The sequence below is a fragment of the Streptomyces silvisoli genome (assembly GCF_029269905.1).
In the GTDB taxonomy this organism is placed as follows: domain Bacteria; phylum Actinomycetota; class Actinomycetes; order Streptomycetales; family Streptomycetaceae; genus Streptantibioticus_A; species Streptantibioticus_A silvisoli_A.
This window is the reverse complement of the sequence record NZ_JARJBC010000020.1, coordinates 90,567-111,878: the sequence shown is the minus strand read 5'-3', so window position 1 is coordinate 111,878 and position 21,312 is coordinate 90,567. Positions and strand designations below refer to the sequence as shown.

20 protein-coding genes, 1 tRNA gene, 1 pseudogene and 1 riboswitch are annotated in these 21,312 nt (G+C 71.5%); of the genes and pseudogenes, 13 read left to right on the top strand and 9 right to left on the bottom strand.

What is annotated here, in order from left to right; all coding sequences use genetic code 11:
• Position 1: 1 nt before the first annotated feature.
• Positions 2-430, bottom strand: coding sequence for an alternative ribosome rescue aminoacyl-tRNA hydrolase ArfB (arfB, locus tag P3G67_RS27145; protein ID WP_276095848.1), 429 nt, complete (start codon positions 428-430; stop codon positions 2-4).
• 90 nt (positions 431-520) lie between these two features.
• Between arfB and P3G67_RS27140 the strand changes: the two genes are divergently transcribed.
• Positions 521-1,009, top strand: coding sequence for a hypothetical protein (locus P3G67_RS27140; protein WP_269858495.1), 489 nt, complete (start codon positions 521-523; stop codon positions 1,007-1,009).
• A gap of 36 nt (positions 1,010-1,045) precedes the next feature.
• On the top strand, positions 1,046-1,642 hold the full coding sequence (locus tag P3G67_RS27135) for a lytic transglycosylase domain-containing protein (protein WP_276095847.1): 597 nt from the start codon (positions 1,046-1,048) through the stop codon (positions 1,640-1,642).
• Positions 1,643-1,758: 116 nt separating this feature from the next.
• Here P3G67_RS27135 and P3G67_RS27130 read toward each other — a convergent pair whose 3' ends face one another.
• Together P3G67_RS27130 and P3G67_RS27125 are read right to left on the bottom strand one after the other, a co-directional pair.
• Positions 1,759-2,760 (bottom strand): alpha/beta hydrolase, encoded by a 1,002-nt coding sequence (locus P3G67_RS27130; RefSeq protein WP_276095846.1) that lies wholly within the window; start codon positions 2,758-2,760, stop codon positions 1,759-1,761.
• A 172-nt stretch (positions 2,761-2,932) separates the two neighbouring features.
• Positions 2,933-5,758, bottom strand: a complete 2,826-nt coding sequence (locus P3G67_RS27125; protein ID WP_276095845.1) for an ATP-binding protein — start codon at positions 5,756-5,758, stop codon at positions 2,933-2,935.
• Positions 5,759-5,893: 135 nt separating this feature from the next.
• On the opposite strand from P3G67_RS27125, the gene P3G67_RS27120 reads away from it, so the two are divergent.
• The 8 genes from P3G67_RS27120 to P3G67_RS27085 all read left to right on the top strand — a co-directional run bounded on the left by P3G67_RS27120 (position 5,894) and on the right by P3G67_RS27085 (position 12,483).
• Positions 5,894-6,259, top strand: coding sequence for a nuclear transport factor 2 family protein (locus P3G67_RS27120; RefSeq protein ID WP_276095844.1), 366 nt, complete (start codon positions 5,894-5,896; stop codon positions 6,257-6,259).
• A 161-nt stretch (positions 6,260-6,420) separates the two neighbouring features.
• Positions 6,421-7,446 carry a rod shape-determining protein gene (locus P3G67_RS27115; RefSeq protein WP_269858490.1) on the top strand — a complete coding sequence of 342 codons (1,026 nt, stop codon included), beginning with the start codon at positions 6,421-6,423 and terminating at the stop codon, positions 7,444-7,446.
• Between the two features lie 126 nt (positions 7,447-7,572).
• Complete coding sequence (locus P3G67_RS27110; protein WP_276095843.1) at positions 7,573-8,859, top strand: alpha/beta hydrolase family protein; 1,287 nt, start codon at positions 7,573-7,575, stop codon at positions 8,857-8,859.
• A 37-nt stretch (positions 8,860-8,896) separates the two neighbouring features.
• A complete protein-coding gene (locus P3G67_RS27105) occupies positions 8,897-9,982 on the top strand; it encodes an S-(hydroxymethyl)mycothiol dehydrogenase (protein ID WP_276095842.1) in 1,086 nt (361 codons plus the stop codon).
• Positions 9,983-10,217: 235 nt separating this feature from the next.
• Positions 10,218-10,389: riboswitch (M-box (ykoK) riboswitch) on the top strand.
• 349 nt (positions 10,390-10,738) lie between these two features.
• Positions 10,739-10,993 carry a hypothetical protein gene (locus P3G67_RS27100; protein ID WP_276095841.1) on the top strand — a complete coding sequence of 85 codons (255 nt, stop codon included), beginning with the start codon at positions 10,739-10,741 and terminating at the stop codon, positions 10,991-10,993.
• 61 nt (positions 10,994-11,054) lie between these two features.
• Positions 11,055-11,522 (top strand): hypothetical protein, encoded by a 468-nt coding sequence (locus P3G67_RS27095; protein ID WP_276095840.1) that lies wholly within the window; start codon positions 11,055-11,057, stop codon positions 11,520-11,522.
• A 38-nt stretch (positions 11,523-11,560) separates the two neighbouring features.
• Complete coding sequence (locus P3G67_RS27090; protein WP_276095839.1) at positions 11,561-12,019, top strand: winged helix-turn-helix domain-containing protein; 459 nt, start codon at positions 11,561-11,563, stop codon at positions 12,017-12,019.
• Positions 12,016-12,483: a hypothetical protein gene (locus tag P3G67_RS27085; protein WP_276095877.1), complete on the top strand. Its 468-nt coding sequence runs from the start codon at positions 12,016-12,018 to the stop codon at positions 12,481-12,483. The genes P3G67_RS27090 and P3G67_RS27085 overlap by 4 nt, the downstream gene beginning before the upstream one ends.
• A 15-nt stretch (positions 12,484-12,498) precedes the next feature.
• Here P3G67_RS27085 and P3G67_RS27080 read toward each other — a convergent pair.
• From P3G67_RS27080 to P3G67_RS27070, 3 genes and pseudogenes are all read right to left on the bottom strand, one after another.
• Positions 12,499-12,630 (bottom strand): annotated as a pseudogene (locus tag P3G67_RS27080) (SDR family NAD(P)-dependent oxidoreductase); the annotation flags it as partial.
• A 330-nt stretch (positions 12,631-12,960) separates the two neighbouring features.
• Positions 12,961-13,347 carry an MmcQ/YjbR family DNA-binding protein gene (locus P3G67_RS27075; protein WP_276095838.1) on the bottom strand — a complete coding sequence of 129 codons (387 nt, stop codon included), beginning with the start codon at positions 13,345-13,347 and terminating at the stop codon, positions 12,961-12,963.
• A 525-nt stretch (positions 13,348-13,872) separates the two neighbouring features.
• A tRNA-Thr gene (locus P3G67_RS27070) sits at positions 13,873-13,946 on the bottom strand.
• Between the two features lie 205 nt (positions 13,947-14,151).
• Here P3G67_RS27070 and P3G67_RS27065 point away from each other — a divergent pair.
• The 3 genes from P3G67_RS27065 (at position 14,152) to P3G67_RS27055 (ending at position 16,748) form a co-directional block, all read left to right on the top strand.
• Positions 14,152-15,270, top strand: a complete 1,119-nt coding sequence (locus tag P3G67_RS27065) for an ABC transporter ATP-binding protein (protein WP_276095837.1) — start codon at positions 14,152-14,154, stop codon at positions 15,268-15,270.
• 209 nt (positions 15,271-15,479) lie between these two features.
• Positions 15,480-15,914, top strand: a complete 435-nt coding sequence (locus P3G67_RS27060) for a hypothetical protein (RefSeq protein ID WP_269858482.1) — start codon at positions 15,480-15,482, stop codon at positions 15,912-15,914.
• Positions 15,915-16,004: 90 nt separating this feature from the next.
• A complete protein-coding gene (locus tag P3G67_RS27055) occupies positions 16,005-16,748 on the top strand; it encodes a nucleotidyltransferase family protein (protein ID WP_276095836.1) in 744 nt (247 codons plus the stop codon).
• An 83-nt stretch (positions 16,749-16,831) separates the two neighbouring features.
• Here P3G67_RS27055 and P3G67_RS27050 read toward each other — a convergent pair whose 3' ends face one another.
• From P3G67_RS27050 to cysS, 3 genes are all read right to left on the bottom strand, one after another.
• Complete coding sequence (locus tag P3G67_RS27050; RefSeq protein WP_276095835.1) at positions 16,832-18,514, bottom strand: DoxX family protein; 1,683 nt, start codon at positions 18,512-18,514, stop codon at positions 16,832-16,834.
• 153 nt (positions 18,515-18,667) lie between these two features.
• Positions 18,668-19,633: a 23S rRNA (guanosine(2251)-2'-O)-methyltransferase RlmB gene (gene rlmB / locus P3G67_RS27045; RefSeq protein ID WP_276095833.1), complete on the bottom strand. Its 966-nt coding sequence runs from the start codon at positions 19,631-19,633 to the stop codon at positions 18,668-18,670.
• A gap of 122 nt (positions 19,634-19,755) precedes the next feature.
• Positions 19,756-21,153 carry a cysteine--tRNA ligase gene (gene cysS, locus P3G67_RS27040; RefSeq protein ID WP_276095832.1) on the bottom strand — a complete coding sequence of 466 codons (1,398 nt, stop codon included), beginning with the start codon at positions 21,151-21,153 and terminating at the stop codon, positions 19,756-19,758.
• Between the last annotated feature and the right edge of the window lie 159 nt (positions 21,154-21,312).

Sequence of the window (21,312 nt, the reverse complement as noted above, 5' to 3'; positions counted from 1 at the left end):
GTCAGTCCCAGCCGCGCCCGCTGCGCCCGCGCTTGATGTCGCCGCGCTCGCGCTTGACCCGCAGCCTGCGTTCGTTGATGCCGCGCGGCACCTTCGTGGGACGGCGCGGCTTGGGCGGTGGCGCGGTGGCCTGCGCCAGCAGCGCGGCGAGCCGAACCGCCGCGGTCTCCCGGTTGCGCCACTGGGAGCGGTGCTCGCTGGCCCGTACCACCAGCACGCCGTCCACCAGGCGGTCCGCCAGCCGCTCCAGCGCGCGCTCCTTCCAGACCGCGGGCAGCGACTGGCTGGCCGCCAGGTCGAAGCGCAACTCCACCTGGCTGTCAGTGGTGTTCACGTGCTGCCCGCCCGGTCCGGACGAGCGCGAGAAACGCCACATCAGCTCGGCCTCCGGTACGGAGACCGAACCGCGTATGACGAGTGGTCCGGACATGGCTCCATGGTCCCCGGTAACGGCGGTCCCGTCACGCCGTTTTACCCTCCCCCGGGCGGTCGCTCCGCCGACGGCACCTAGGATTCCGGGGTGATCGACCTCGGATACGCCCTGTCGCGCCGGTTTCCCGACCCGCCGCAGACCGACTACCGGACCGCTGACGTGTACGCGCTGCGGCACGACCTGTTCTGCGGCGACGTCTACCTGGCGGAGGGCGACCGTGAGCTGTCCACAGCCTGGGGATGGGTGCCGGTGCTGGACTTCGCCTGGGCGCTGTGCGACATCACCGAACAGCTCGACCAGGACCCCATGGGCAGCCGGGCCGCCCGGCCGCAGCGGGCCGAGCTGGACTTCACCCAGTCGACCGAGCGGCTGCGCTTCGAGCGGCGCTTCGGCTGGGTGGACATCACCGCGGACTGGGCGGAGGACGAGCCGCCCATCTCGGTACGGCACAGTGATCTGCGCCGCGAAGCAAGGGACTTCCTGCACGATGTACTGGCGGACCTGGTAGACATGCACGACGGCCTCGCCGACAACCCCGCCGTGTGGAACCTGCGGGCCCGCCTTCCCCGTGTATAGAGGGGAAGCACAAACCTCCCGTTACGGTGGAATTACATGGAGATACAAACCAGGCGCTCAGGCCGCCGAGGGTGTCTGGTGGGACTGGCCTTCGGAGCCGTACTCGTAGTCGCCGCCGCCGTCGGCATCGTCTGGTGGCTGACCCGGCCGCCCGCGCTGCCCACCATTCCCAACCAGTACCTGGCGACCGTTCAGTCGGCCGCCAGGACGTGCCCGGAGCTGAGCGTTCCGATGCTGGCCGCGCAACTCGACGCCGAGAGCCACTGGAACCCCCAGGCGGACTCCGGCCAGGCCCAGGGCATCGCGCAGTTCTACCCGTCGACCTGGGCGGAGTGGGGCAAGGACTACACCGGCGACGGCAAGGCCGACGTGTGGAACCCGGCCGACGCCATCCCGGCCCAGGGCGCCTACATGTGCCACCTGTTCAACGAGGTCAAGAGCATCCCCGGCGACCCCACCCAGCTCGCGCTCGCCGCGTACAACGCGGGCCCCGGCGCGGTGCTCAAGGCCCAGGGCATCCCGCAGATCCCCGAGACGCAGAACTACGTCAACCGGATCGAGGCGCTGATCCCGAAGTACACCCAGACCTACGCGAAGCAGATCGGCGCGTCACCCAGCCCGTCGGGCAACTGACGACCACACGCGAAAAGGGGTCCGCACCTCGTCGGTGCGGACCCCTTTTCGCGTGCCCTACGGCGTGGCGCCCCCGAGCCGGCCCCGGGGCGCCGTACGCTGACGTCGTCAGCTGATCATTCGGACGGACCCTGCATGTGCTGGCTGATCCACTCGATCGTGCCCTCGTCCATGCCCCGGGTGTAGCTGCGGGCGTTGTGCTCGCCGCCGGCGATCACCTGCAGCCGGGTGTGCACCGGGCCGCGTCCGTACTCCTGTATGAACTGCTTGACCTTGACCATGTCGGACGTCTCGGTGGTGCCGACCTGGAAGCCCAGGTAGACGTCCGGGCCGCCCTTCCTGGCCAGTTCCTTGGCCAGGTACTGCGGGTTGTTGGCCTGCATCGCGGCCTTGTCGCCGTGCCACAGCGGCGAGTCCGGAACTATGTCCGGACCGCTGGGTATCGCGGCCTTGAAGGTGTCCGGGTACTGCAGCACGCTCTTGAGGCCGCAGAAGCCGCCGGAGGACGAGCCCATGAAGCCCCAGCCGTCACGGGTCTTCAGGGTGCGGAAGTTCTGCTTCACCAGGTCCGGCACGTCCTGGGTGAGCCATGTGCCCATCTTCTGCGAGCCCGGTATGTCACTGCAGTCGTGGTACTGCTTGTCCGGGTTGATCACCGGCATCACCAGGATGAAGGGCAGCGCCTTGCCCTCCTGGGACCACTTGTAGAAGTCCTCCTGGAGCTTCAGGTCGGCGCCGAACCAGTAGTTCGTCGGCCAGCCCTCACCACCCGGCAGGGCGATGATCACCGGGAAGCCCTTGTTGGCGTTCTCCTTCTGGAAGTACTGCGGCGGCGCCCAGACCCACACCTTGCCGGTGAAGCCGGACTTCGCACCGTGGTAGGTGGTCACACCTATTTTGGTGTTGTCCGCCGCCTCGACCGTCCGCTGCACCTTGAAGTTCGCGGCCGGGCCGGTCGGCATCTGTGCCAGGGAGTTCGGGTTGTCCGGCTTCGGCGCCGCGGAGCCCGCGGCGCTCGGGTTCGTGTTGCCGAACGACACCGGGTCGCCTTCGTCGCTGCAACCGGCGACCAGGCCCAGGGATATCAGGGCCACAGCCGCGGTCAGCCAACGTTTCATCAAGGGTCGCTCCACCGAATCGTTCTTCCTAACGGGTCCATGGCGAGTCATCTGCCCTCTGTGAGATGCAGAAAACGAGCGGGTGGATCCCGTCCTCCTCCATGAATTACGTCATAGGTTCGTAACAGCCGACAAACAGGGGGGTGATAGCCGGGTGAGAGCACCCGCCCCGTCACCGTCCGTGAAGATCAGTCTCCCAGCCCACGAGTTCGCCGCGCGAGCTGACGCCCAGTTTGGGATACGCCTTGTAGAGGTGGTAGCCGACCGTGCGCGGGCTGAGGAACAGCTGTGCCGCGATGTCGCGATTGGACAGCCCCCGTGCCGCCAATCGGACGATCTGTAGCTCCTGTGGGGTAAGCCCGGCCGGCGCCCCCGACCGCCCCGGTGTGCGCGGCGCCGACTCCCCGGTGGCGCCCAGCTCGGTGCGCGCCCGCTCCGCCCAGGGACCGGCCCCGAGCCGCTCGAACGTCTCGACGGCGGCCCGCAGTGGCGCCCTGGCCTCCGCCTTGCGCCGAGCGCGGCGCAACCACTCCCCGTACAACAGGGCGGTACGGGCCCGCTCCAACGGGCGGTCGGGGCCGTCCGCCTCCTGGTACGCGGCGAGCGCCTTGGTGTAGCAGGCCTCCTGGTCGGCGGGGTCGTCGGCGAGCAGCGCCCGGCAGCGCAGCGCCAGCGCCTCGGCCCAGGGCTGCCCGGTGAGCGCGGCCCACCCGGCGAACCGCTCGGCAGGTTCCCGGGCCCGCTCCGCACGGCCGAGCCGCACCGCCGCCTCGACCAGGTCGGGCACCGCCCGCGTGGCCGAGACATGGTGCCGCATCGGCCCCTCGACCAGCGGCGCCAACCGGTCCAGGGCCTCCGCCGCGCGTCCGGCGCCCAGGTCGAGCAGGCCGAACGCCCACCGCGTCCACGGCTCACCCGGCGCCATGGCCGGGGACCCGCCGGTGTCGGTGAGGGCGTCGTCACCCAGGCGGCGGCAGCCCTCCGCGTCGCCCTCGACGGCCGCCAAGTAGGCCAGGAATCCGGTCAGTTGACTGGTCCACTGCCGCTGCCCGGTGTCCCGGGCGATGCGCAGCGCCTCGGTGGCGCTGGCCAGCGCGTCGCGGTGGCGTCCGTGGAACAGTTCGGCCTCGGCCAGGAAGAACAGCACGGTGGGCAGTTGCCCGAAGCCGCCGCTCGCCCGGCAGCCGACGGCCAGCGAGGCGGCGAGGCGGTACGTTTCCGCGTCCCGCCCGTGGATCAGCGACGCCCCGCACACCTGGACCACGTCCCACGGCACCCGGGCGCCGTTCGCCTCGGCGGCGGCCACCGTCTTGGCGAGCGGCGGCAGCGGCACGGCGCTACGGCCGAGCAGCGGCGAGGTGGCGGCGACGAGGTAGTGGACCAGCGGGGTGACCGCGTCGTCCGCCGGATGCGTCAACCTCCCCAGCCCGTCGACGACCTCGCCCAGTTCGCGTTCGCCGAGGTACCAGGCGACGTGGAAGGCCTGCATCAGCATCCGGGCGGCCTGCCGCGGGTCGCTCCCGGCGGCGCGGTCGGCGCCGTCGACCAGCAGCCGGTAGGCGCCCGGGAAGTCCCCCCGCAGGAAGCGCGCGGTGGCCCTTACATGGGCCAGCACATCGCGCATTCCCGGCTCGCCCGGCATCACCGGGACGTCGTACAGCGGCTCGGTCAGGCGGGCGGCGGCGCGCTCCGCGAGGGACTCGGCGCGCGCCGGGTCGCCCGCCTCGATGGCCGCCTCCGCGGAGAGCGCGAAGCGGCGGGTGGCGGTGTCGCGGTCCGGGCTGAGGCGCGCGGCGCGTTCGATCGCGGCGGCGGCCGCCGCGTGGCCGCCACGGCCGTGGGCCCGCACGGCGGCCTGCTCCAGGGCCGCCGCCACCGTCTCGTCGGGGGCCGGGGCGGCCAGCGCCAGATGCCAGGCGCGGCGGTCGGCGGCCTCGTCGTCCGTCGACCGGGCGAGCGCGTCGGCCAGTGCGCGGTGTGCGGCGAGTCGGCTGGCGAGCGGCGCCCGGCGGTAGACGGCGGCCCGCAGCAGCGGATGGCGGAAGGCGAGCGTCCGCGGTGCCGGGTCCGACTCGACGGTGTGTACCAGGTCCGCCTCCTCGGCGGGGCGCAGGTCGGGCAGCCCGGCGCCGAGCCGTTCCGCGGCCCGGCGCAGCACCTCCAGGTCGCCGCCGGGTTCGGCGGCAGCCAACAGCAGCAGGGTCTGGGTGGCCGCGGGCAGTCTGCTGACCTGGCCGTGGAAGGCCACCTGGAGCCGGTCGGTGAGCGGAATCGCGCCCGGTACCTCGGGAACGCCCGCCGGTTCGGCGGCGAGCGCGGCGGGCAGTTCGGTGAGCGCCAGCGGATTGCCCCGCGCCTCGGTGAGCACCCGGTGCCGCACCGGGGCGGCGAGCCGGCCGAAGCGGGCGTCCAGGAGCTCCGTCGCGGCCGGCTCGGCGAGCCCGGTCAACCGCAGCTCGGGCAGTCCGGCGGTGGCCAGCCCACCCTCGCCGTCGCGGGCGGCCAGCAGCAGCGCGACCGGCTCGGCCTGTAGCCGCCGGGCGGCCAGCAGCAGGGCGTCGGCGGAGGCGCGGTCCAGCCACTGCGCGTCGTCCACCACGCACAGCAGGGGCCGTTCCTCGGCCAGTTCGGACAGCAGCGACAGCACGGCGAGCCCGGTCAGCAGCCGGTCCGTGACGGCGGGCGGTGCCAGGCCGAAGGCGCCCTCAAGCGCCTGGCGCTGCGGCTGCGGCAGGGCGGAGAGCCGGTCAAGGCCGGTTCCGAGCAGCAGATGCAGCGCGGCGTACGGCAGCTCGGCCTCGTACTCCACACCGGCGGCGCGGATCACCCGCATGCCCGCGGCGGCGCCGGTGGCGACCGCGTGGTCGAGCAGCGCCGTCTTGCCGATCCCGGGTTCGCCGCGCAGCACGAGGACGCCGCTCATGCCGTCCCCGGCCCCTTCGAGGAGACGGTCGAGCACCGCCTGCTCGTGCTCCCTCCCGTACAGCGATCCCGGCATGGACGTAAAGCTTAACGACGTCAACTCCCCTATCGGCTACGGGAATACCTATGGGCGACGGATTCCGCCGACCGCCGCTCTGCGTACGTTTCTGACCAGCGGGAACGCCCCGCGGTCGAGCAGGAGGAGATGACCATGAGCGACATCCAGGACCTCGTCGAGCGCTACATCGCCGTCTGGAACGAGACCGACCCGGTCGCCCGGCGCGGCAGGCTCGAAGCGCTGTGGGCCGAGGACGGCAGCTATGTGGACCCGATGGCGGTCGCGGAGGGGCGGGAGGCGTTCGACGCCACCATCGCGGCGGTGCAGGCGCAGTTCCCCGGGCTGGTCTTCCGGCTCGCGGGGCCGGTCGACGCGCACCACCATCTGGCCCGTTTCACCTGGGAGTTGGGTCCGGTGGACGGTGCGGCGCTGGCCGTCGGCTTCGATGTGGCGGCGGTCGCGGCGGACGGCAGGATCCAGACGGTGCACGGCTTCCTGGACAAGGTCCCGTCCCTCTGAACAACGCGGGCGGCGGGCGGTCGAACCCCTGACGGGCCATCTGGGCGGAACCCTCCGGACGGCTGCGCCAACCGGCGTACAAGGCGGCTTATCTGACGCCGGATGAGCTGATTATCGGGGTACATATCTGGCGTATCAGCCAGCCAGGGGAGGAAGCGCCCATGACCGCCAGCCTCGACCAGTTGCGCCGCTGCACCGTCGCCGTGGACCTCGGCCCGTCCAGGACCAGGGTGTATCTGAAGAACACCGGCATCATCGTGGACGAGCCCAGCATGGCCGCCGTCGACTGCCGCTCCGGTTCGCTCGTCGCCGTGGGAGACGACGCCGCGCACATGGTGGGCCGCACCCCCGAGCACATCCGAGTGGTGCGGCCCGTCGTCGGCGGCACCGTGGTCAACATCGACATGGCGCAGCGCATGCTGCGGGCGCTCATCGGCGACAAGCTGAGCAAGGCCTGGCGGTTCAAGCCGGTGCTGCGCGCCGCGGTGTGCGTACCGCACGGCAGCGAACCGCTCGCCCAGCGCGCCAGCATCGAGACGCTCGCCGGTCTCGGTGCCCGCCGGGTGGAGCTGATCGACGCGCTGGTCGCCGCCGCGGTCGGCTGTGGGCTGCCCGTGGAGCTGCCCGAGGCGACGATGATCGTGATGTCCGGGGCGGCGACCACGCAGGTCGCGGTGCTGTCGCTGGGCTCGATCGTGGCGGCCGAGACGATCCCGGTGGGGCGCGACATCATGGACCGCGCGGTCATCCAGCACCTGCGCAACCACCACGCGCTGATGATCCCCGGTCAGGAGGTGCATCCGCTGCACCAGATGCTGGACGCCGACGGCACCGCCATCCGCAGCACCGAGGTGCACGGCATGGACGCGGCCAGCGGGCTGGCCCGCTCGGTGCTGGTCGACTCCGAGAGCGTACGGATGGCGGTGCGCACCCCCATGAACGCGGTGCTCGACGGGCTGCGCTCGGTGCTGCGCCGCTGCCCGCCGGACCTCGTCGCCGATCTCGCCGACCGGGGCATCACGCTCGCCGGCAGCAGCGCGCCGATGCCGGGACTTGACACGATGCTGCGTACGACGACCGGGATGCCGGTGCAGATCGCGGAGAACCCGGACGACTGCGCGGTGCGTGGGCTGGGCGCCATGCTGGAGGGCCGGGTGCGGCCGGTGGCGTTCGACCCGATGCGCTGACGGCGCGGCCCCTAGGGGATCCCGGGTGGGAAATCCCGACCCAGGACCGGTTGGCCGCCCCATGGTCCGGTGCCCGCGGAGCAGAGATCCTGACCGGGACTTCGCACCACGACCAGGGGGATCTCCATGCACACGTCCACGGCCCGCCGCGGTTCAGGCGTCCGGCGAGGCGCCGGACTACTGCTCGGCGCCGCGCTCGCGGCCACCGCACTCGCGGCGCCCCAGGCGACCGCCGCGTCGAACGGCCCGACGCTGCCCGCGCCCACCGGCTCCCACCAGGTCGGCACGGTCTCCTTGCACCTGGTCGACCCGGCCCGGCGCGACCCGTGGGTCGCCGCCCGGCAGCACCGCGAGCTGATGGTGAGCGTCCGCTACCCGGCGCGCGACGCCGACCGGTATCCGCTGACGCCGCAGATGCTGCCCGGGGAAGCGGCCGGGTTCGACGCGCTGAACAACTTCACCGGCGTCCCCAAGGGCAGGGTCGACTGGTCGGCCACCCGCTCCCACGCTCACGAAGGAGCGCCGGTGGACCGGCGGGGCGGCCCGCTGCCGGTGGTCCTCTACGAACCCGGGACGCTGGACCCGCGCTCGCTGGGCACCACCCTTGCCGACGACCTCGCTTCGCACGGCTTCGTCGTGGTCACCATCGACCACACCTATGACGCCTCCGCCGTGCAGTTCCCAGGCGGTCGGGTCGAACGCTCGGTCCTGCCAAGCGAGTTCGCCGCCACCAAGGGCGAACCAGCCGCGATCACCGCACTGTTGGAGAAGGTGATGACGGTGAACATCGCCGACACCCGCTTCGTACTGGACCAGGTCGACGCCCTGGCCGCCGGGCACGATCCGGACGCGGAGCACCGCCCGCTGCCGCGAGGCCTGGTGGGCGCCCTCGATCCGCACCGCGTCGGCATGTTCGGCCAGTCCTCCGGGGGCATGGCGGCGCTGGAGACGATGCACGAGGACCCGCGCATCACGGCGGGCGCGGACCTGGACGGCGTGCTCGCCTACGAACAGGGTGACCACACCCCGGGCAACCCCTTCCCGGTGGCCACGGCCGGGCTGAAGCGCCCCTTCCTGCTGATGGGCATGGACGGCGACAACCACCACACCGTGCCGTCCTGGGGTCAGTTGTGGAACAACAGCCGCGGCTGGCACCGCGATCTGACACTGCGCGGCGGCCAACACGCCTCGTTCACCGACGCCGAGTCGCTGCTTCCGCAGATCGCCCGCCAGTTGGGGCTGCCCGCCAGTACGGTGCGGGAGAACGTGGGCTCCACCGACCCCGGCCAGGCCGTGGCCGCCGAAAGTGCCTACCTCACCGCGTTCTTCGACCAGTGGCTGCGCGGCGGCAGCGGCGATGGCCTGTTCGACGGCCCGTCCCCGCGCTTCCCCGTGATCGATTACGTACGCTGACGGCAAGACAGGAAACTGGCAGCGTAAGGGGAGCCGCATGGCACAGCGGGTACGTGGTGTGATCGCCCCGGGCAAGGGCGAACCGGTGCGCATCGAGACGGTCATCGTGCCGGATCCGGGGCCCGGCGAGGCGGTGGTACAGGTCCAGGCCTGCGGGGTCTGCCACACCGACCTGCACTACCGCGAGGGCGGTATCAACGACGAGTTCCCCTTCCTGCTCGGGCACGAGGCCGCGGGCGTGGTGGAGTCGGTGGGCGAGGGCGTCACCGACGTCGCGCCCGGTGACTTCGTGATCCTCAACTGGCGTGCGGTGTGCGGCCAGTGCCGCGCTTGTCGGCGCGGTCGGCCCTGGTACTGCTTCAACACCCACAACGCCCGGCAGAAGATGACCCTGGAGGACGGCACCGAGCTGTCCCCGGCGCTGGGCATCGGGGCGTTCGCCGACAAGACGCTGGTGGCGGCCGGGCAGTGCACAAAGGTCGATCCGGCCGCCTCCCCGGCCGCCGCCGGGCTGCTGGGCTGCGGGGTGATGGCTGGCCTTGGCGCGGCCATCAACACCGGCGGGGTCACCCGGGGCGACTCGGTGGCCGTCATCGGCTGCGGCGGCGTGGGCAACGCGGCCGTCATGGGCGCCCGGCTGGCGGGTGCGGCCAAGGTGATCGCCGTAGACATCGACGACACCAAGCTCGCCGTCGCCCGACAACTGGGCGCCACGCACACCGTCAACTCCCGTTCCCAGGACCCTGTCGACGCCATCCGCGAGCTGACCGACGGCAACGGCGCCGACGTGGTGATCGAGGCGGTCGGCCGTCCGGAGACGTACGAACAGGCCTTCTACGCACGGGACTTGGCTGGCACGGTCGTCCTGGTCGGTGTGCCAACTCCCGAGATGAAGCTGGAACTACCGCTGCTGGACGTGTTCGGGCGCGGTGGCGCGCTCAAGTCCTCCTGGTACGGCGACTGCCTGCCGTCCCGCGACTTCCCCATGCTGATCGACCTCTACCTCCAGGGCCGGCTGGATCTGGACGCGTTCGTCTCCGAGACGATCGCGCTGGACGGTGTCGAGGCGGCGTTCGACAAGATGACGAAGGGCGAGGTGCTGCGCTCGGTCGTACTGCTGTAGCCCCACCCATACCCGGGCTGCCGCTCGCCTTCAGCGCACTCGCGCCGCACACCGTGCGCTGGCGGCACGTGAGCCAGGGCGTCCCGCCCGGACAGCCCGGCGGCCTTGCCGCGTTCCCTGGGGAGCGCGGCGGGCACGCTGGACCGCCCCTGATCACCCACGCGCCTTGACGCGCCCCTGACGCTACTTGCGTCAATACGCAAGTAGCTGCGTATACTGCCGGTGGTTCCAACAGGAGGCACCTCGTTCGGTGAGGCGTCTTCACGGACACAGGCCACTGATCCCACCCGTCGAGAGACGCTCCGGATCAGGACAGGTCTCCCCGAGTTAAGGGGTGATCCCAAGTGGCTGCCCCCGCGGGGGACTACGCCGTGAAGTGCCAAAGCTCTGACGAGTTGGGGTGAGCCGGTCGGTCATGCGGGCCGGTCCGCTCCTGCCGAGTCGATGATGACGCGCACCATGCGCGGCCCCGGCCGGAAGGAGGCGACAGACATGGATCGCAGTAGCAGTACGTCGAGCAGCCCGAGTACTCCGGGCCATAGTCAGCCGCACACCCGGCCCGCTCCGCGCGCGTACTCGCCGTGCCCGGCGCCGCGTTCCGCGCGCTCTGCCGCCGACCGCTAGCGCCCCCTTTCCGTCGACCACCGCACCGACCCGCTCACGGCTCGCTGCGCACCACAGCACGTTGACCGATCTCCCCGCGTGCCGCGGGGGCACCGTCATGCCCTCGTGTCCCCCTCCCCGGAGGTGACCTCCATGACCGTACTGACCCTTCGCCGTACCCGCACCGTCCGCCTCGCGCTGTCCGACGGCGTGGAGCGCGACTACCTGCTCGACACTCCGACCTCGACCGCCAGCGCACTCGGCGGCCCCGTCTACGACCGGCTGGTGCACGCCGCGTACGTCCTGGCCCGCCAGGGCTACGACGCCCACTGGCTGACCCGGTTCGCCCAACTTCCGCCGACCGCCGCCCATCGCATCACCGAAGCGGCGGCGCACGCTTCCCACTGAACCCGCTCATCCCCCTTGCCTTCCTTCGATCTCCCCGAACTCCTCGGGAGGTGTCATCAGCATGACCGCGACCATCACCACCGTCCGCTTCCTGCGCCCCTCGTCGACCACGCGCCTGCGGCGCTTCCTCGCCGACGCGCTCAACCGGATCGCCGACGCCCCACTGCACAGCCCGGTCGTCACCGCGCTCCGGCCGACCGCACGCGCCGCCACCCTGCCGCACGGCGCCTGCCAACGCTCGTCCGTGACCCTGCACTTGGCGTGCGACGTACGCCAGGAGGGCCGGGTCCGCGCGCTGTTGAGTGATGCCCTCGCCACCTCGGGCCTGCGGTACGAGGGGCTGCGGGCCCAATTCGCCGACAACACCGTCGAGTTCCGGGCCACGGTCACCGTGCACGGCGCACCCGCTCCGGCCGTGGAGCCCCTGGTCTCCCGGTTGTTCCTCCAGCCTGGCGTACAAGACGTGCGCTGGACCGCGACGGACGCGCGGCCCCCGTCCCCGCCCGGGCCCCGCGCCGTAGCCGCCTGAACCGTCCCAACAGCCCCCCGGGGCCTCAAGGAGCACCGATGCCCGTCCGCTACCCCCGAGCCCACCGCCGTCGCGCCGTCTTCATACCGCCCTTCCGGGACATCCCGGCGACCGACGCGCGCCGGGCCGCCCCCTTGGCCTCCGCCACAGGGCGGACCATCCCTGTCCCGGAGGTGTCCTCAGCCCCAGGCCTGACCGTTGACACCGAACGCCGGGTGGCCTCGATCGAAGGCCGGGTGCTCAAGCTGACGTATCTGGAATTCGAACTCCTCGCGCATCTGGTCGCCCACCCCCGACGGGTGCACAGCCGCGCCCAGTTGATCGCCGCCGTGTGGAACCAGCCCGCGGTCGGCGACACCCGTACCGTCGATGTGCATATCGCTCGCCTCCGCAGCAAACTCGGAGTAGGTCACCGCCAGTTGATCGCGACGGTCCGCCAGGTCGGTTACAGCTACAGCCCCCTCTCCGCTTTCCCCGGCGACGACGAACGGCCATGACCGCGCATGAAGGCCGTGCCTTGCCGGGCATCACCAAGGTGACGGGGTTTCGGGCCGGGATGGTGGTGGCCGGGATGACGCTCACGACGCTGGTCCTCCTGCCGAGCCCGGAGGGACTTTCGACCGGCGCGGTGTTCGCCGTCGTCGCGGTGGCGGGCGCCGCCATGGTCTCGGTCGCCCTGTTCGGCGTCGCACGGCGGCGTCGGCGCGGCACGGTCCGGGCGTTCGATCCGGTGCTGCTCGTGACGGAGGAACCATGGTTCCCGGCCACGACACTGACCGGCTTTCCCGCGGACGCCCTGGACGCCACGCTCTCCGGTCCCGACGCACCGAGCCTCAACCGCCTCCATGTCGCCTGGGTGTTCGCCACCCAGGGCTACGACGCACCGTGGATCGCCCGCCACTTCGATCTGCGGTTGTCGGTGGCACGGATGCTGGAGGACGCGGCGCGCGAGTACCGGTGAGAAGTACGGCCCTGGCGCTGCCTGTTCGTCGCGGCCGTAATGCACCGCGACCCGTGCCCCGTCCCGCGCGAGCCGCTCCGCGATGGCCCGCCCGATGCCCTTGCTGCCGCCGGTGATCAGCACCGTCCTGCCTGCGAGCGCGCTCATGGCGGCACCCCCCTTCGCTTTTCTAGTGGTCGCTACAGAAATAGCGTAGGACACTTCCCGAGCGAACGCTACGGAATTTGGTTTTGGAATCAGGTTTCCACGCGATCGACGCGAGGGCGGGGTTGGCGGCGCGGCAGCGGCGGGCGTGGTCGGGGAAGGGTGGCGCGATGCGAGTGGGCGGGCGGGGACGGCGCGGCGGGCCGGGAGGGGGCAGCAGCCGCGGCGGCGAGGGGTCGCGGCGACGGCGGCCGGGTCAGCGGTGGCAACGCCTGCCGGAGCGGCGGCAGCGCCGCCCGGGCGGATGAGGGCCGGACGGACCCGCCGAGGGCCCTACTGCGGGCGCGGTGCGTCCAAGTGGGCGGCGAGCCGCTTCGGGGCGACCGCCCGGTAGCTGTCCTCGATCCACTCGCAGAGCACCTCCAGCGGCGGGATGCCCTCACCGAAGGGCACTGTCACCCAACCGGACTTGCCGAGTCCGTACCCCGCGGGCTCAGCGCCAGGAACGGCCAGGGCATCGGCGTGCACATCGTCATCCGTGAGCTTGAGTGTGAAGCGGAGCGGCCCCTCACCCTCGTCAGGACCGAGGAAGACGAAGATCTTCTTGTTCACCTTGGCGACCGAGCCACCCCACGGGAACTCCTCCCGCGCCTCCGGCAACGACAGCGCGTACTCGCGTACCGCCTCCCGGACCCCGCCCGCGTCGAACGCCGCGCCCATCCCGACCTCCCGCCGCCTGATCCATTCCCGGCCGATGCTAAGGCCTCCCCCCGGCGGCGCGCCCCCTTCCTAGTCGCAGGCCTTCCAGCCTCCGCCTGGACCGGTCCGCACGGTCTTCGCTGACCGAGGCATCCCTCGCGCCGAAGAAGTCCGCCGCCCACGCGCCGCCTATGACAAGGCACTTGAGCAGGTGAGCCTGCTCCTCATGCCCACCACCCCGCGGAAGGCGGAGCCACTCCCACCCGCCGACGCGTCGGTCGCCCAGTGGTGCACCCGAGCAACGGAAATGCTCGCCAACACCTCGTCCCTCAACGCCACCCACCAACCGTCCCTGCCCCTCCCCTGCGGCCCCTCGACGCCCTCCCCGTAGGCCTCACCCTGGTAACCCGCCACTTCGCCGAAGCCACCCTCTACCGCGCCGCGCACGCGTATGAGCGGCGGGACGGGAGGCACCCCCGGGGAAGCCGCGACAAACACAAGGCCCGCGACCTACAAGGTCACGGGCCAAGGTGTCGTTCCGCCAAGAGCCCCCTGTCGGGTTCGAACCGACGACCCCCGCTTTACAAGAGCGGTGCTCTGGCCAGCTGAGCTAAGGAGGCTTGGCCCTGCCGGGTGGACGGCTGGGGCCACGAGAAGGGTACCAAGGGGCGGGCGGGTGGCCACACAGATCGGGCAGGAAAACGCGGGTTCCGGGCGCTGACAAGTGGGCGGGCGGGGGGTAGCGTCACGGGCAGTCCACGCTGCGTGGACTAGACCTTTACTCGGATCGTCCGGCACGTTCCTGCCGGTGAAGGGATCTGCACCATGGCCACTGTCACGTTCGAAAAGGCGACCCGTATCTATCCCGGCGCGGAGCGGGCGGCCGTCGACAAGCTGGACATCGAGATCGCGGACGGCGAGTTCCTGGTACTCGTCGGGCCGTCCGGATGCGGCAAGTCGACGTCGCTGCGGATGCTCGCGGGGCTTGAGGACGTCGACGACGGCGCGATCCGGATCGGGGACCGCGACGTCACGCATCTGCCGCCGAAGGACCGGGACATCGCCATGGTGTTCCAGAACTACGCGCTCTACCCGCACATGACCGTCGCCGACAACATGGGGTTCGCGCTCAAGATCGCCGGAGTGAACAAGGCGGAGATCAGGACCCGCGTCGAGGAGGCGGCGAAGATCCTCGACCTCACCGAGTTCCTGGGACGCAAGCCGAAGGCGCTCTCCGGCGGCCAGCGGCAGCGGGTCGCGATGGGGCGGGCGATCGTGCGGGAGCCGCAGGTGTTCCTGATGGACGAACCGCTGTCGAACCTCGACGCCAAGCTTCGGGTGCAGACCCGCACTCAGATCGCCGGGCTGCAGCGACGGCTGGGGACCACCACGGTCTACGTCACGCACGACCAGGTCGAGGCCATGACGATGGGCGACCGGGTCGCCGTGCTCAAGGACGGGCTGCTGCAGCAGATCGACTCGCCGCGCAACATGTACGACCGCCCGGCGAACCTGTTCGTCGCGGGGTTCATCGGCTCCCCCGCCATGAACCTGGTCGAGGTGGCGATCACCGACGGCGGAGTGAAGTTCGGCAACAGCATCGTGCCCGTCAACCGTGAGGCCATCGCGGCGGCCGCTGCGAAGGGCGACCGCACGGTGACGGTCGGGGTAAGGCCCGAGCACTTCGACATTGTCAGCGGCGAGGCGCAGTCCCTCGCCAAGGACGAACCGGCGGGCGTCGCCGTCACGGTGAACGTGGTCGAGGAACTCGGTGCCGACGGATACGTCTACGGAACCGCCGAGATCGGCGGGGAGCACAAGGACATCGTGGTCCGGGTCGGCGGCCGCCAGGTGCCGATGAAGGGCGACGTACTGCACGTCGTACCGCGGGCGGGCGAGACGCACGTGTTCTCGACGTCGTCCGGCGAGCGGCTGAGCGACTGAGCCGGGCGTGGGCCCGTAGGGTCGATCCGCCGTACGGGCCCACATCGGCGAGTGCCGGGGCGATCACCGGCTCTGTCGACAAATAGCCAGACGTGGCGGGGCTTTCCGAGGGGCACGCGTCAATCAACAACCCCCGATCCAGGGACTTGCATCACTCGTAAGGGTGACTAAATGTCGCCAAATCATCACCCCTCGCTACCATCACCGTCGTGAACCAGGCAGCTCGCCGTATCGGCAAGACTCTCGCACTCGTGCTCCCGGTCGTCCTCGTACTGTCCGGGACCCTCGCCGTCACCCGCGTTCCCTGGGCCGCCTCGCCCTCCGACGCGCAAGTGCTCACGGCCTCCTCCCACCGCGGCACCACGGAGTCCGGCACGGCCGCGCAGGACGTACTGCGCCGTCGCCTCCTCGCCGAGCTCCAGGAGCGGAACCCCGGCGTCGCGCTGACCGACCTCCAGACGGAGATGGCCAGGAAGCCGTCGCTCGCCCGCTACTGCGCCGACCTCGCACGCGCCCTCGGCCAGGCCGCCGTCGCCAAGTACACCCGGCTGTACGGCGCTTCGTCGGCCGGTCGGCGGGCCCAGGCGTGGTCCCGGCCGGTGTGCGACACCTCCTTCGCCTCCGGCGTCGCCTCGATCCGCTGACCAATCCCGGGGTGACCAGGCGGCCTTGTCGTCAACCGGTGTTAACGCGAAGCCTGCCCAGCGTTATACCGAGCCCGTATCGTGCGCAGCATGACGACAGGTGCCATCTCCAACGCCCCGGTCACCCAGGCGGTCATCCTGGCCGGTGGCCAGGGTTCGCGACTGCGGCCGTACACCGACGACCGGCCCAAGCCGATGGTCGAGATTCCCGGGACCGGGACCCCGATCATCGGCCATCAGCTCGACTGGCTCGCCGCCGAGGGCGTCACCGACGTCGTCGTCTCCTGCGGGCACCTCGCCGAAGTGCTGCAGAAGTGGCTGGACTCGGCCGACCTGCCGGTGAAGGTGACCACGGTGGTGGAGCGGGAACCGCTGGGCCGCGGCGGTGGGTTGAAGTACGCGGCCGCCGCCCTGCCGCGCCCTGAGGAGCCGTGGTACGCCACCAACGGCGACATCTGGACGCGCTTCTCACTGCGCGCCATGGCCGACTTCCACGCCGAGCGGGCGGCCACCGCGACGCTCGCACTGGGCCGGCCGAACATCCCCTGGGGCGCCGTCGAGACCGACGAGTTCGGACACGTCCTGGACTTCATCGAGGCTCCGCCGTCCCCGTATCTGATCAACGCGGGGCTGTACGTGTTCGCTCCCGAGTTCGCGGAACTGCTGCCGGAGCGCGGCGACCACGAGCGGACCACCTTCCCGCAACTCGCCCGCGAGCGGCGGCTCGCCGGCTTCCCGCTGCCGCAGGGCGCCTACTGGCGGGCCATCGACACCGCGAAGGACCTCACCGAGGCGGCGAAGGAACTCACCCAGTCGGGCACCACGTCGGCCTGACGCATTAAGTACCGAGGACGCGTCAAACCGCCAACACGTAGGCCGCGCAACCCAGTCGGGTTGCGCGGCCTACGTGTTGACGCTCAGGCGATGCCGTTGTTCGACGGCGCCCTGCGCTCGCCCGGCATGCCCAGCAGCCAACCGGTCGGCGGCTTGCTGCCCAGCAGGCCGCCCAACGAGCCACCGGTCGACGAACCGCCGCTGGACGGAGGCGGGTTGGCGGGCTCGGAGCGCGGCGCCGGAGCGGAGTCGTGCGGAGCCTGCACCGTCTGGTCCTGGGTGGGCACCCGGTGACGGCCAGCCGTACCACCCAGGTGCGACGTACCGGCCGTGGTCCCGGCCCCCGACGTCGCGGACGCCCCCGGGGTGCCCGCGGTGGCCGCCGACGAACTCGCGCCCGCGGAAGGCGACTTGGAGCGCCCTGCGCCGGGCAGCAGCGAGTGGCGCGGCGACGGAACGCCGGTGTCCGGCGCCTGCGGCAGCGGCGAGCCGGGCAGGTCGTTGGTGGGCAGGTCGCTCGGGACCGTCGGGGGCACGAGGTGGGTGTGCGAGGCACGCACCGCGCTGCCCAGCACCGCGCCCAGCACCAGCGTGCCGCCCGCGGCGAAGGTCGCCAGCACGATGCCGCGCCGCAGCACGTACCGCCGCAGGTCCCACAGCGGGGCACGCGGACCGAGGCGCCGCCAGGCCTCGCCCGCCAGCTTGGCGTCCACCGAGTAGACGGGGGCGCCAGCGATGACCAGCGGGCTCCAGGCGGCCAGATAGATGATGTCCGGCGCGTCGTAGACCGGAACGGTCCGCCAGCTCACGGTCACCAGCAGCGCCACCGACAGCAGCGCGCCGAAGCTCGCCGCCACCCGCTGCCACAGCCCCATGATCGTCAGCACGCCGACGGTCACCTGGAGGAACGCCACCGTCAGCCCGGCGCCCACCGGGTGGGCGAGCGCCGTGGCGCGCAGCGGCTCGGCGACCGACCACGGGTGCAGCGCGTGCAGCCAGTGGACCATCGAGCCGCGCGCGCCACCGTCGAAGTACACCGGGTCGCAGAGCTTGCCGAGGCCGGCGTAGATGGAGATGAAGCCGAGGAAGATCCGCAGCGGGAGCAGGACCACGCCGAGGTTCATCCGGCGCCCTGGATACCAGGCGTGCCGAACCGGTTCCCCGCGCCTGCGGTCCCGGCGGTCGGCGCGGCCGAGGTACTCGTCCTGCTCGTTGTCGTACACCTCGTCGTACGAGGCGCCGTGCGGCGGCGTGCCGTACTCGTCGTGGCCGTCGCGCGGCGGCCGTACGCCGCCGCGAGCCTCGCCCGGAGCGGGGCCGCCCACGACCGGTGACCGGGGCGCCACGACCGCGGGCCGCACCGGCGGCATGCCGTCGTCCAGGTCCTCGTCGTGCAGCCGCTCGCCGACCCTGGGCAGCAACTGGGTGCCGCCCGCGCCGCGGACCGCCTGGAGGAGCTGGGTGGCCGCCGGATCGCCGTCGGTGTGCCCGGACCACACCACGGGCGCGGCACGGCGCCTGCGCGGCATGCGGGCTTCCGCCGCGGAGCGCACTGATGTCGGGATGACCGGGATCGGGGTGGTGTCGTCGGCGGGGTCGTACTTCGGCTCGGGCGCGCTCGCGCCGAGTTTCACCCGGAAACTGGCGTGGTTGACGATGACCTGGGCCGGATCGCTCGGGACCCGCACCGTGTTGAGCACGTCCTCTTCGAACCCGGGTGACCGTCCCCCCGTGGATGAGCGGGGTGTTCTGGTATCCACACTCATCTAACCGAGTGACGCCCGGTTAGGACACTGCCTGACGGCCGGTGCGGTGTCCGAGGCCCGTCAAAGTTCCAGTCAAAACCCGGATCTTGGACGGCCGGTGCGGCGGCCGTCGCATTAACCGACCGCGCCGCCGCCGAACCCGCCGGGCAGGCGCTACGCCTGCGCCCGGCGGCGAGCCGCCTCGTACAGCACGACGCCCGCCGCTACACCGGCGTTCAGCGATTCGGCCGCGCCGCCCGGCATCGGGATCCGCACCCGCAGGTCACAGGTCTCGCCGACCAGTCGGGACAGGCCCTTGCCCTCGCTGCCGACCACGATCACCACCGGGCCGTCCAGCGCCTCCAGCTCCGTCAGCTCGACGTCGCCGTCGGCGGCCAGGCCGACCACGATCAGGCCCGCCTTCTGGTAGGCCTCAAGGGTGCGGGTCAGATTGGTGGCCCGGGCCACCGGGACGCGCGCCGCGGTGCCCGCCGAGGTCTTCCACGCTCCCGCGGTCATGCCCGCCGCGCGCCGCTCCGGAACCACCACGCCGTGCCCGCCGAAGGCGGCGACGGAGCGCACCACGGCGCCGAGGTTGCGCGGGTCGGTCACACCGTCGAGCGCGACGATCATCGCGTCCTCGTCCTGGTCGGCGGCGGCGGCCGTCAGGTCGTCGGGGTGGGCGTAGTCGTACGGCGGGATCTGCATCGCCAGACCCTGGTGGTTGATGCCGTTGGTCATCCGGTCCAGCTCCGGACGCGGCGCCTCCATCAACGGGATGCCGCGCTCGGTGGCGAGCTTGAGCGCCTCGCGCACGCGTTCGTCGTTGTCGATGTACTGCTGGACGTAGAGCGCCGTCGCCGGGATGTCGGCGCGCAGCGCCTCGACCACCGGGTTGCGGCCGACGACCAGCTCGGAGGCGGACTTGCCGCCCTTGCCGCCCGCCGCGCGCCGCTGGGCGGTGACGGCCCGCTTGGCCTTGGCCTGCGCGGCGCGCTGCTTGACGTGGCCCTTGCGCATCTCGGCGGGCGGGGTCGGGCCCTTGCCCTCCAGGCCGCGGCGCCGCTGACCGCCGCTACCGACCTGGGCGCCCTTCTTGGACGCGGTGCGGCGGTTACGTCGCTGGCTGTTCCCGGCCATGGGGCACCTTCACTTCTTCTTCGAGCCAAAACTTGTGGGCGGGGTGGATCCCGGGGGCACTGCGGCCCCCGGGCCCCGCTGCGGAACCGTTGGCTCCGCGGGGCGGTGGGTGCGGTGATCGCTCACCGCGAGCCGATCGACCACCGGGGGCCGGACGGTGTGTCCTCGATCTCCAGACCCGACTGCTGGAGCTGGTCCCGGATGGCGTCGGCGGTGGCGTAGTCCTTGCGGGCGCGGGCGCTCTCGCGCTGCTCCAGCACGAGACGCACCAGCGAGTCGACGACCCCGTGCAGGTCGTCACCACGGTCGGTACCGGCCCACTGCGCGTCCAGGGGGTCCAGACCCAGCACTCCGAGCATCGCACGGACCTCGGCGAGCCGCGCCACCGCGGACTCCTTGTCGTCGGCCGTGAGCGCGGAGTTCCCCTGGCGGACGGTGGTGTGCACGATCGCCAGCGCCTGCGGCACCCCGAGGTCGTCGTCCATCGCCTCGGCGAAGGCGGGCGGCACCTCGGCGGCGGGAGGGATGACCTTCCCCGCCTTCTCGGTGACCCGCTGGACGAAACCCTCGATCCGCGCGAACGCCGCCTCCGCCTCGCGCAGCGCGTCCTCGCTGTACTCGATCGTGGAGCGGTAGTGCGCGGACCCCAGGTAGTAGCGCAGCACGATGGGCCGCCACCGGGTGACCATCTCGGAGACCAGCACCGAGTTGCCCAGCGACTTGCTCATCTTCTCGCCGCTCATGGTGACCCAGGCGTTGTGCACCCAGTACCGCGCGAACTCGTCTCCGCAGGCCACCGCCTGTGCGATCTCGTTCTCGTGGTGCGGGAAGATCAGGTCGATCCCGCCGCCGTGGATGTCGAACGCCGAGCCCAGGTACTTGTGTGCCATCGCCGAGCACTCCAGGTGCCAGCCGGGCCGTCCGGGGCCCCACGGTGTCTGCCAGCTCGGCTCACCCGGGCGGGCCGCCTTCCACATGGCGAAGTCCCGCGGGTCGCGCTTGCCGGTCTCGCCCTCGCCCTCCGGCTGGCGCAGGTTGTCCAGCTCCTGGTTGGACAGGGACAGGTAGCCAGGGAAGGAGCGCACGTCGAAGTACACGTTGCCGTCGGCGGCGTAGGCATGTCCCCGCTCGATCAGCTCGCGCATCATCTCGATCATCTCGGGAACATGGCCGGTCGCCCGCGGCTCGTACGTCGGCGGCAGGCAGCCCAGCACGTCGTAACCCGCGGTGAAGGCGCGCTCGTTCTCGTAGCCGATCGCCCACCACGGGCGGCCCTGCTCGGCCGACTTGGCCAGGATCTTGTCGTCGATGTCGGTGACGTTGCGGACGAACGTCACGTCATAGCCGCGGTAGGCGAACCAGCGCCGCATGATGTCGAAGTTGAGCCCCGACCTGATGTGCCCGATGTGCGGGGCGGCCTGCACGGTGGCACCACACAGGTAGATCGAGACACAGCCCGGCACGAGCGGGGTGAAGTCACGGACCTGGCGGGCGCTGGTGTCGTACAGGCGAATAGTCACGGCAACAAGGGTAGTGGGCGTGACGGGGTGCCCTGCGTCCAATAGGACCGCGGGGACACAAGAATGTGACGGCGGGCGCGTCAGCGCTCTCGTTCGGGGGTAGTGGCGAGCGATCCCGACCGTGTTTTCCGCCGTACCGAAATGTGTGAACGCGTTCGG

Bases quoted from the DNA above. Each gene is read 5' to 3' on its own strand.
- P3G67_RS27125 (WP_276095845.1), bottom strand. From the start codon at position 5,758: ATGCCGGGATCGCTGTACGGGAGGGAGCACGAGCAGGCGGTGCTCGAC.
- P3G67_RS27110 (WP_276095843.1), top strand. From the start codon at position 7,573: ATGCACACGTCCACGGCCCGCCGCGGTTCAGGCGTCCGGCGAGGCGCC.
- P3G67_RS27120 (WP_276095844.1), top strand. From the start codon at position 5,894: ATGAGCGACATCCAGGACCTCGTCGAGCGCTACATCGCCGTCTGGAAC.
- arfB (WP_276095848.1), bottom strand. From the start codon at position 430: ATGTCCGGACCACTCGTCATACGCGGTTCGGTCTCCGTACCGGAGGCC.
- P3G67_RS27075 (WP_276095838.1), bottom strand. From the start codon at position 13,347: ATGGGCGCGGCGTTCGACGCGGGCGGGGTCCGGGAGGCGGTACGCGAG.
- P3G67_RS27115 (WP_269858490.1), top strand. From the start codon at position 6,421: ATGACCGCCAGCCTCGACCAGTTGCGCCGCTGCACCGTCGCCGTGGAC.
- P3G67_RS27090 (WP_276095839.1), top strand. From the start codon at position 11,561: ATGCCCGTCCGCTACCCCCGAGCCCACCGCCGTCGCGCCGTCTTCATA.
- P3G67_RS27050 (WP_276095835.1), bottom strand. From the start codon at position 18,514: ATGAGTGTGGATACCAGAACACCCCGCTCATCCACGGGGGGACGGTCA.
- P3G67_RS27105 (WP_276095842.1), top strand. From the start codon at position 8,897: ATGGCACAGCGGGTACGTGGTGTGATCGCCCCGGGCAAGGGCGAACCG.
- P3G67_RS27100 (WP_276095841.1), top strand. From the start codon at position 10,739: ATGACCGTACTGACCCTTCGCCGTACCCGCACCGTCCGCCTCGCGCTG.
- P3G67_RS27130 (WP_276095846.1), bottom strand. From the start codon at position 2,760: ATGAAACGTTGGCTGACCGCGGCTGTGGCCCTGATATCCCTGGGCCTG.
- P3G67_RS27055 (WP_276095836.1), top strand. From the start codon at position 16,005: ATGACGACAGGTGCCATCTCCAACGCCCCGGTCACCCAGGCGGTCATC.
- P3G67_RS27095 (WP_276095840.1), top strand. From the start codon at position 11,055: ATGACCGCGACCATCACCACCGTCCGCTTCCTGCGCCCCTCGTCGACC.
- P3G67_RS27135 (WP_276095847.1), top strand. From the start codon at position 1,046: ATGGAGATACAAACCAGGCGCTCAGGCCGCCGAGGGTGTCTGGTGGGA.
- P3G67_RS27065 (WP_276095837.1), top strand. From the start codon at position 14,152: ATGGCCACTGTCACGTTCGAAAAGGCGACCCGTATCTATCCCGGCGCG.
- P3G67_RS27085 (WP_276095877.1), top strand. From the start codon at position 12,016: ATGACCGCGCATGAAGGCCGTGCCTTGCCGGGCATCACCAAGGTGACG.
- rlmB (WP_276095833.1), bottom strand. From the start codon at position 19,633: ATGGCCGGGAACAGCCAGCGACGTAACCGCCGCACCGCGTCCAAGAAG.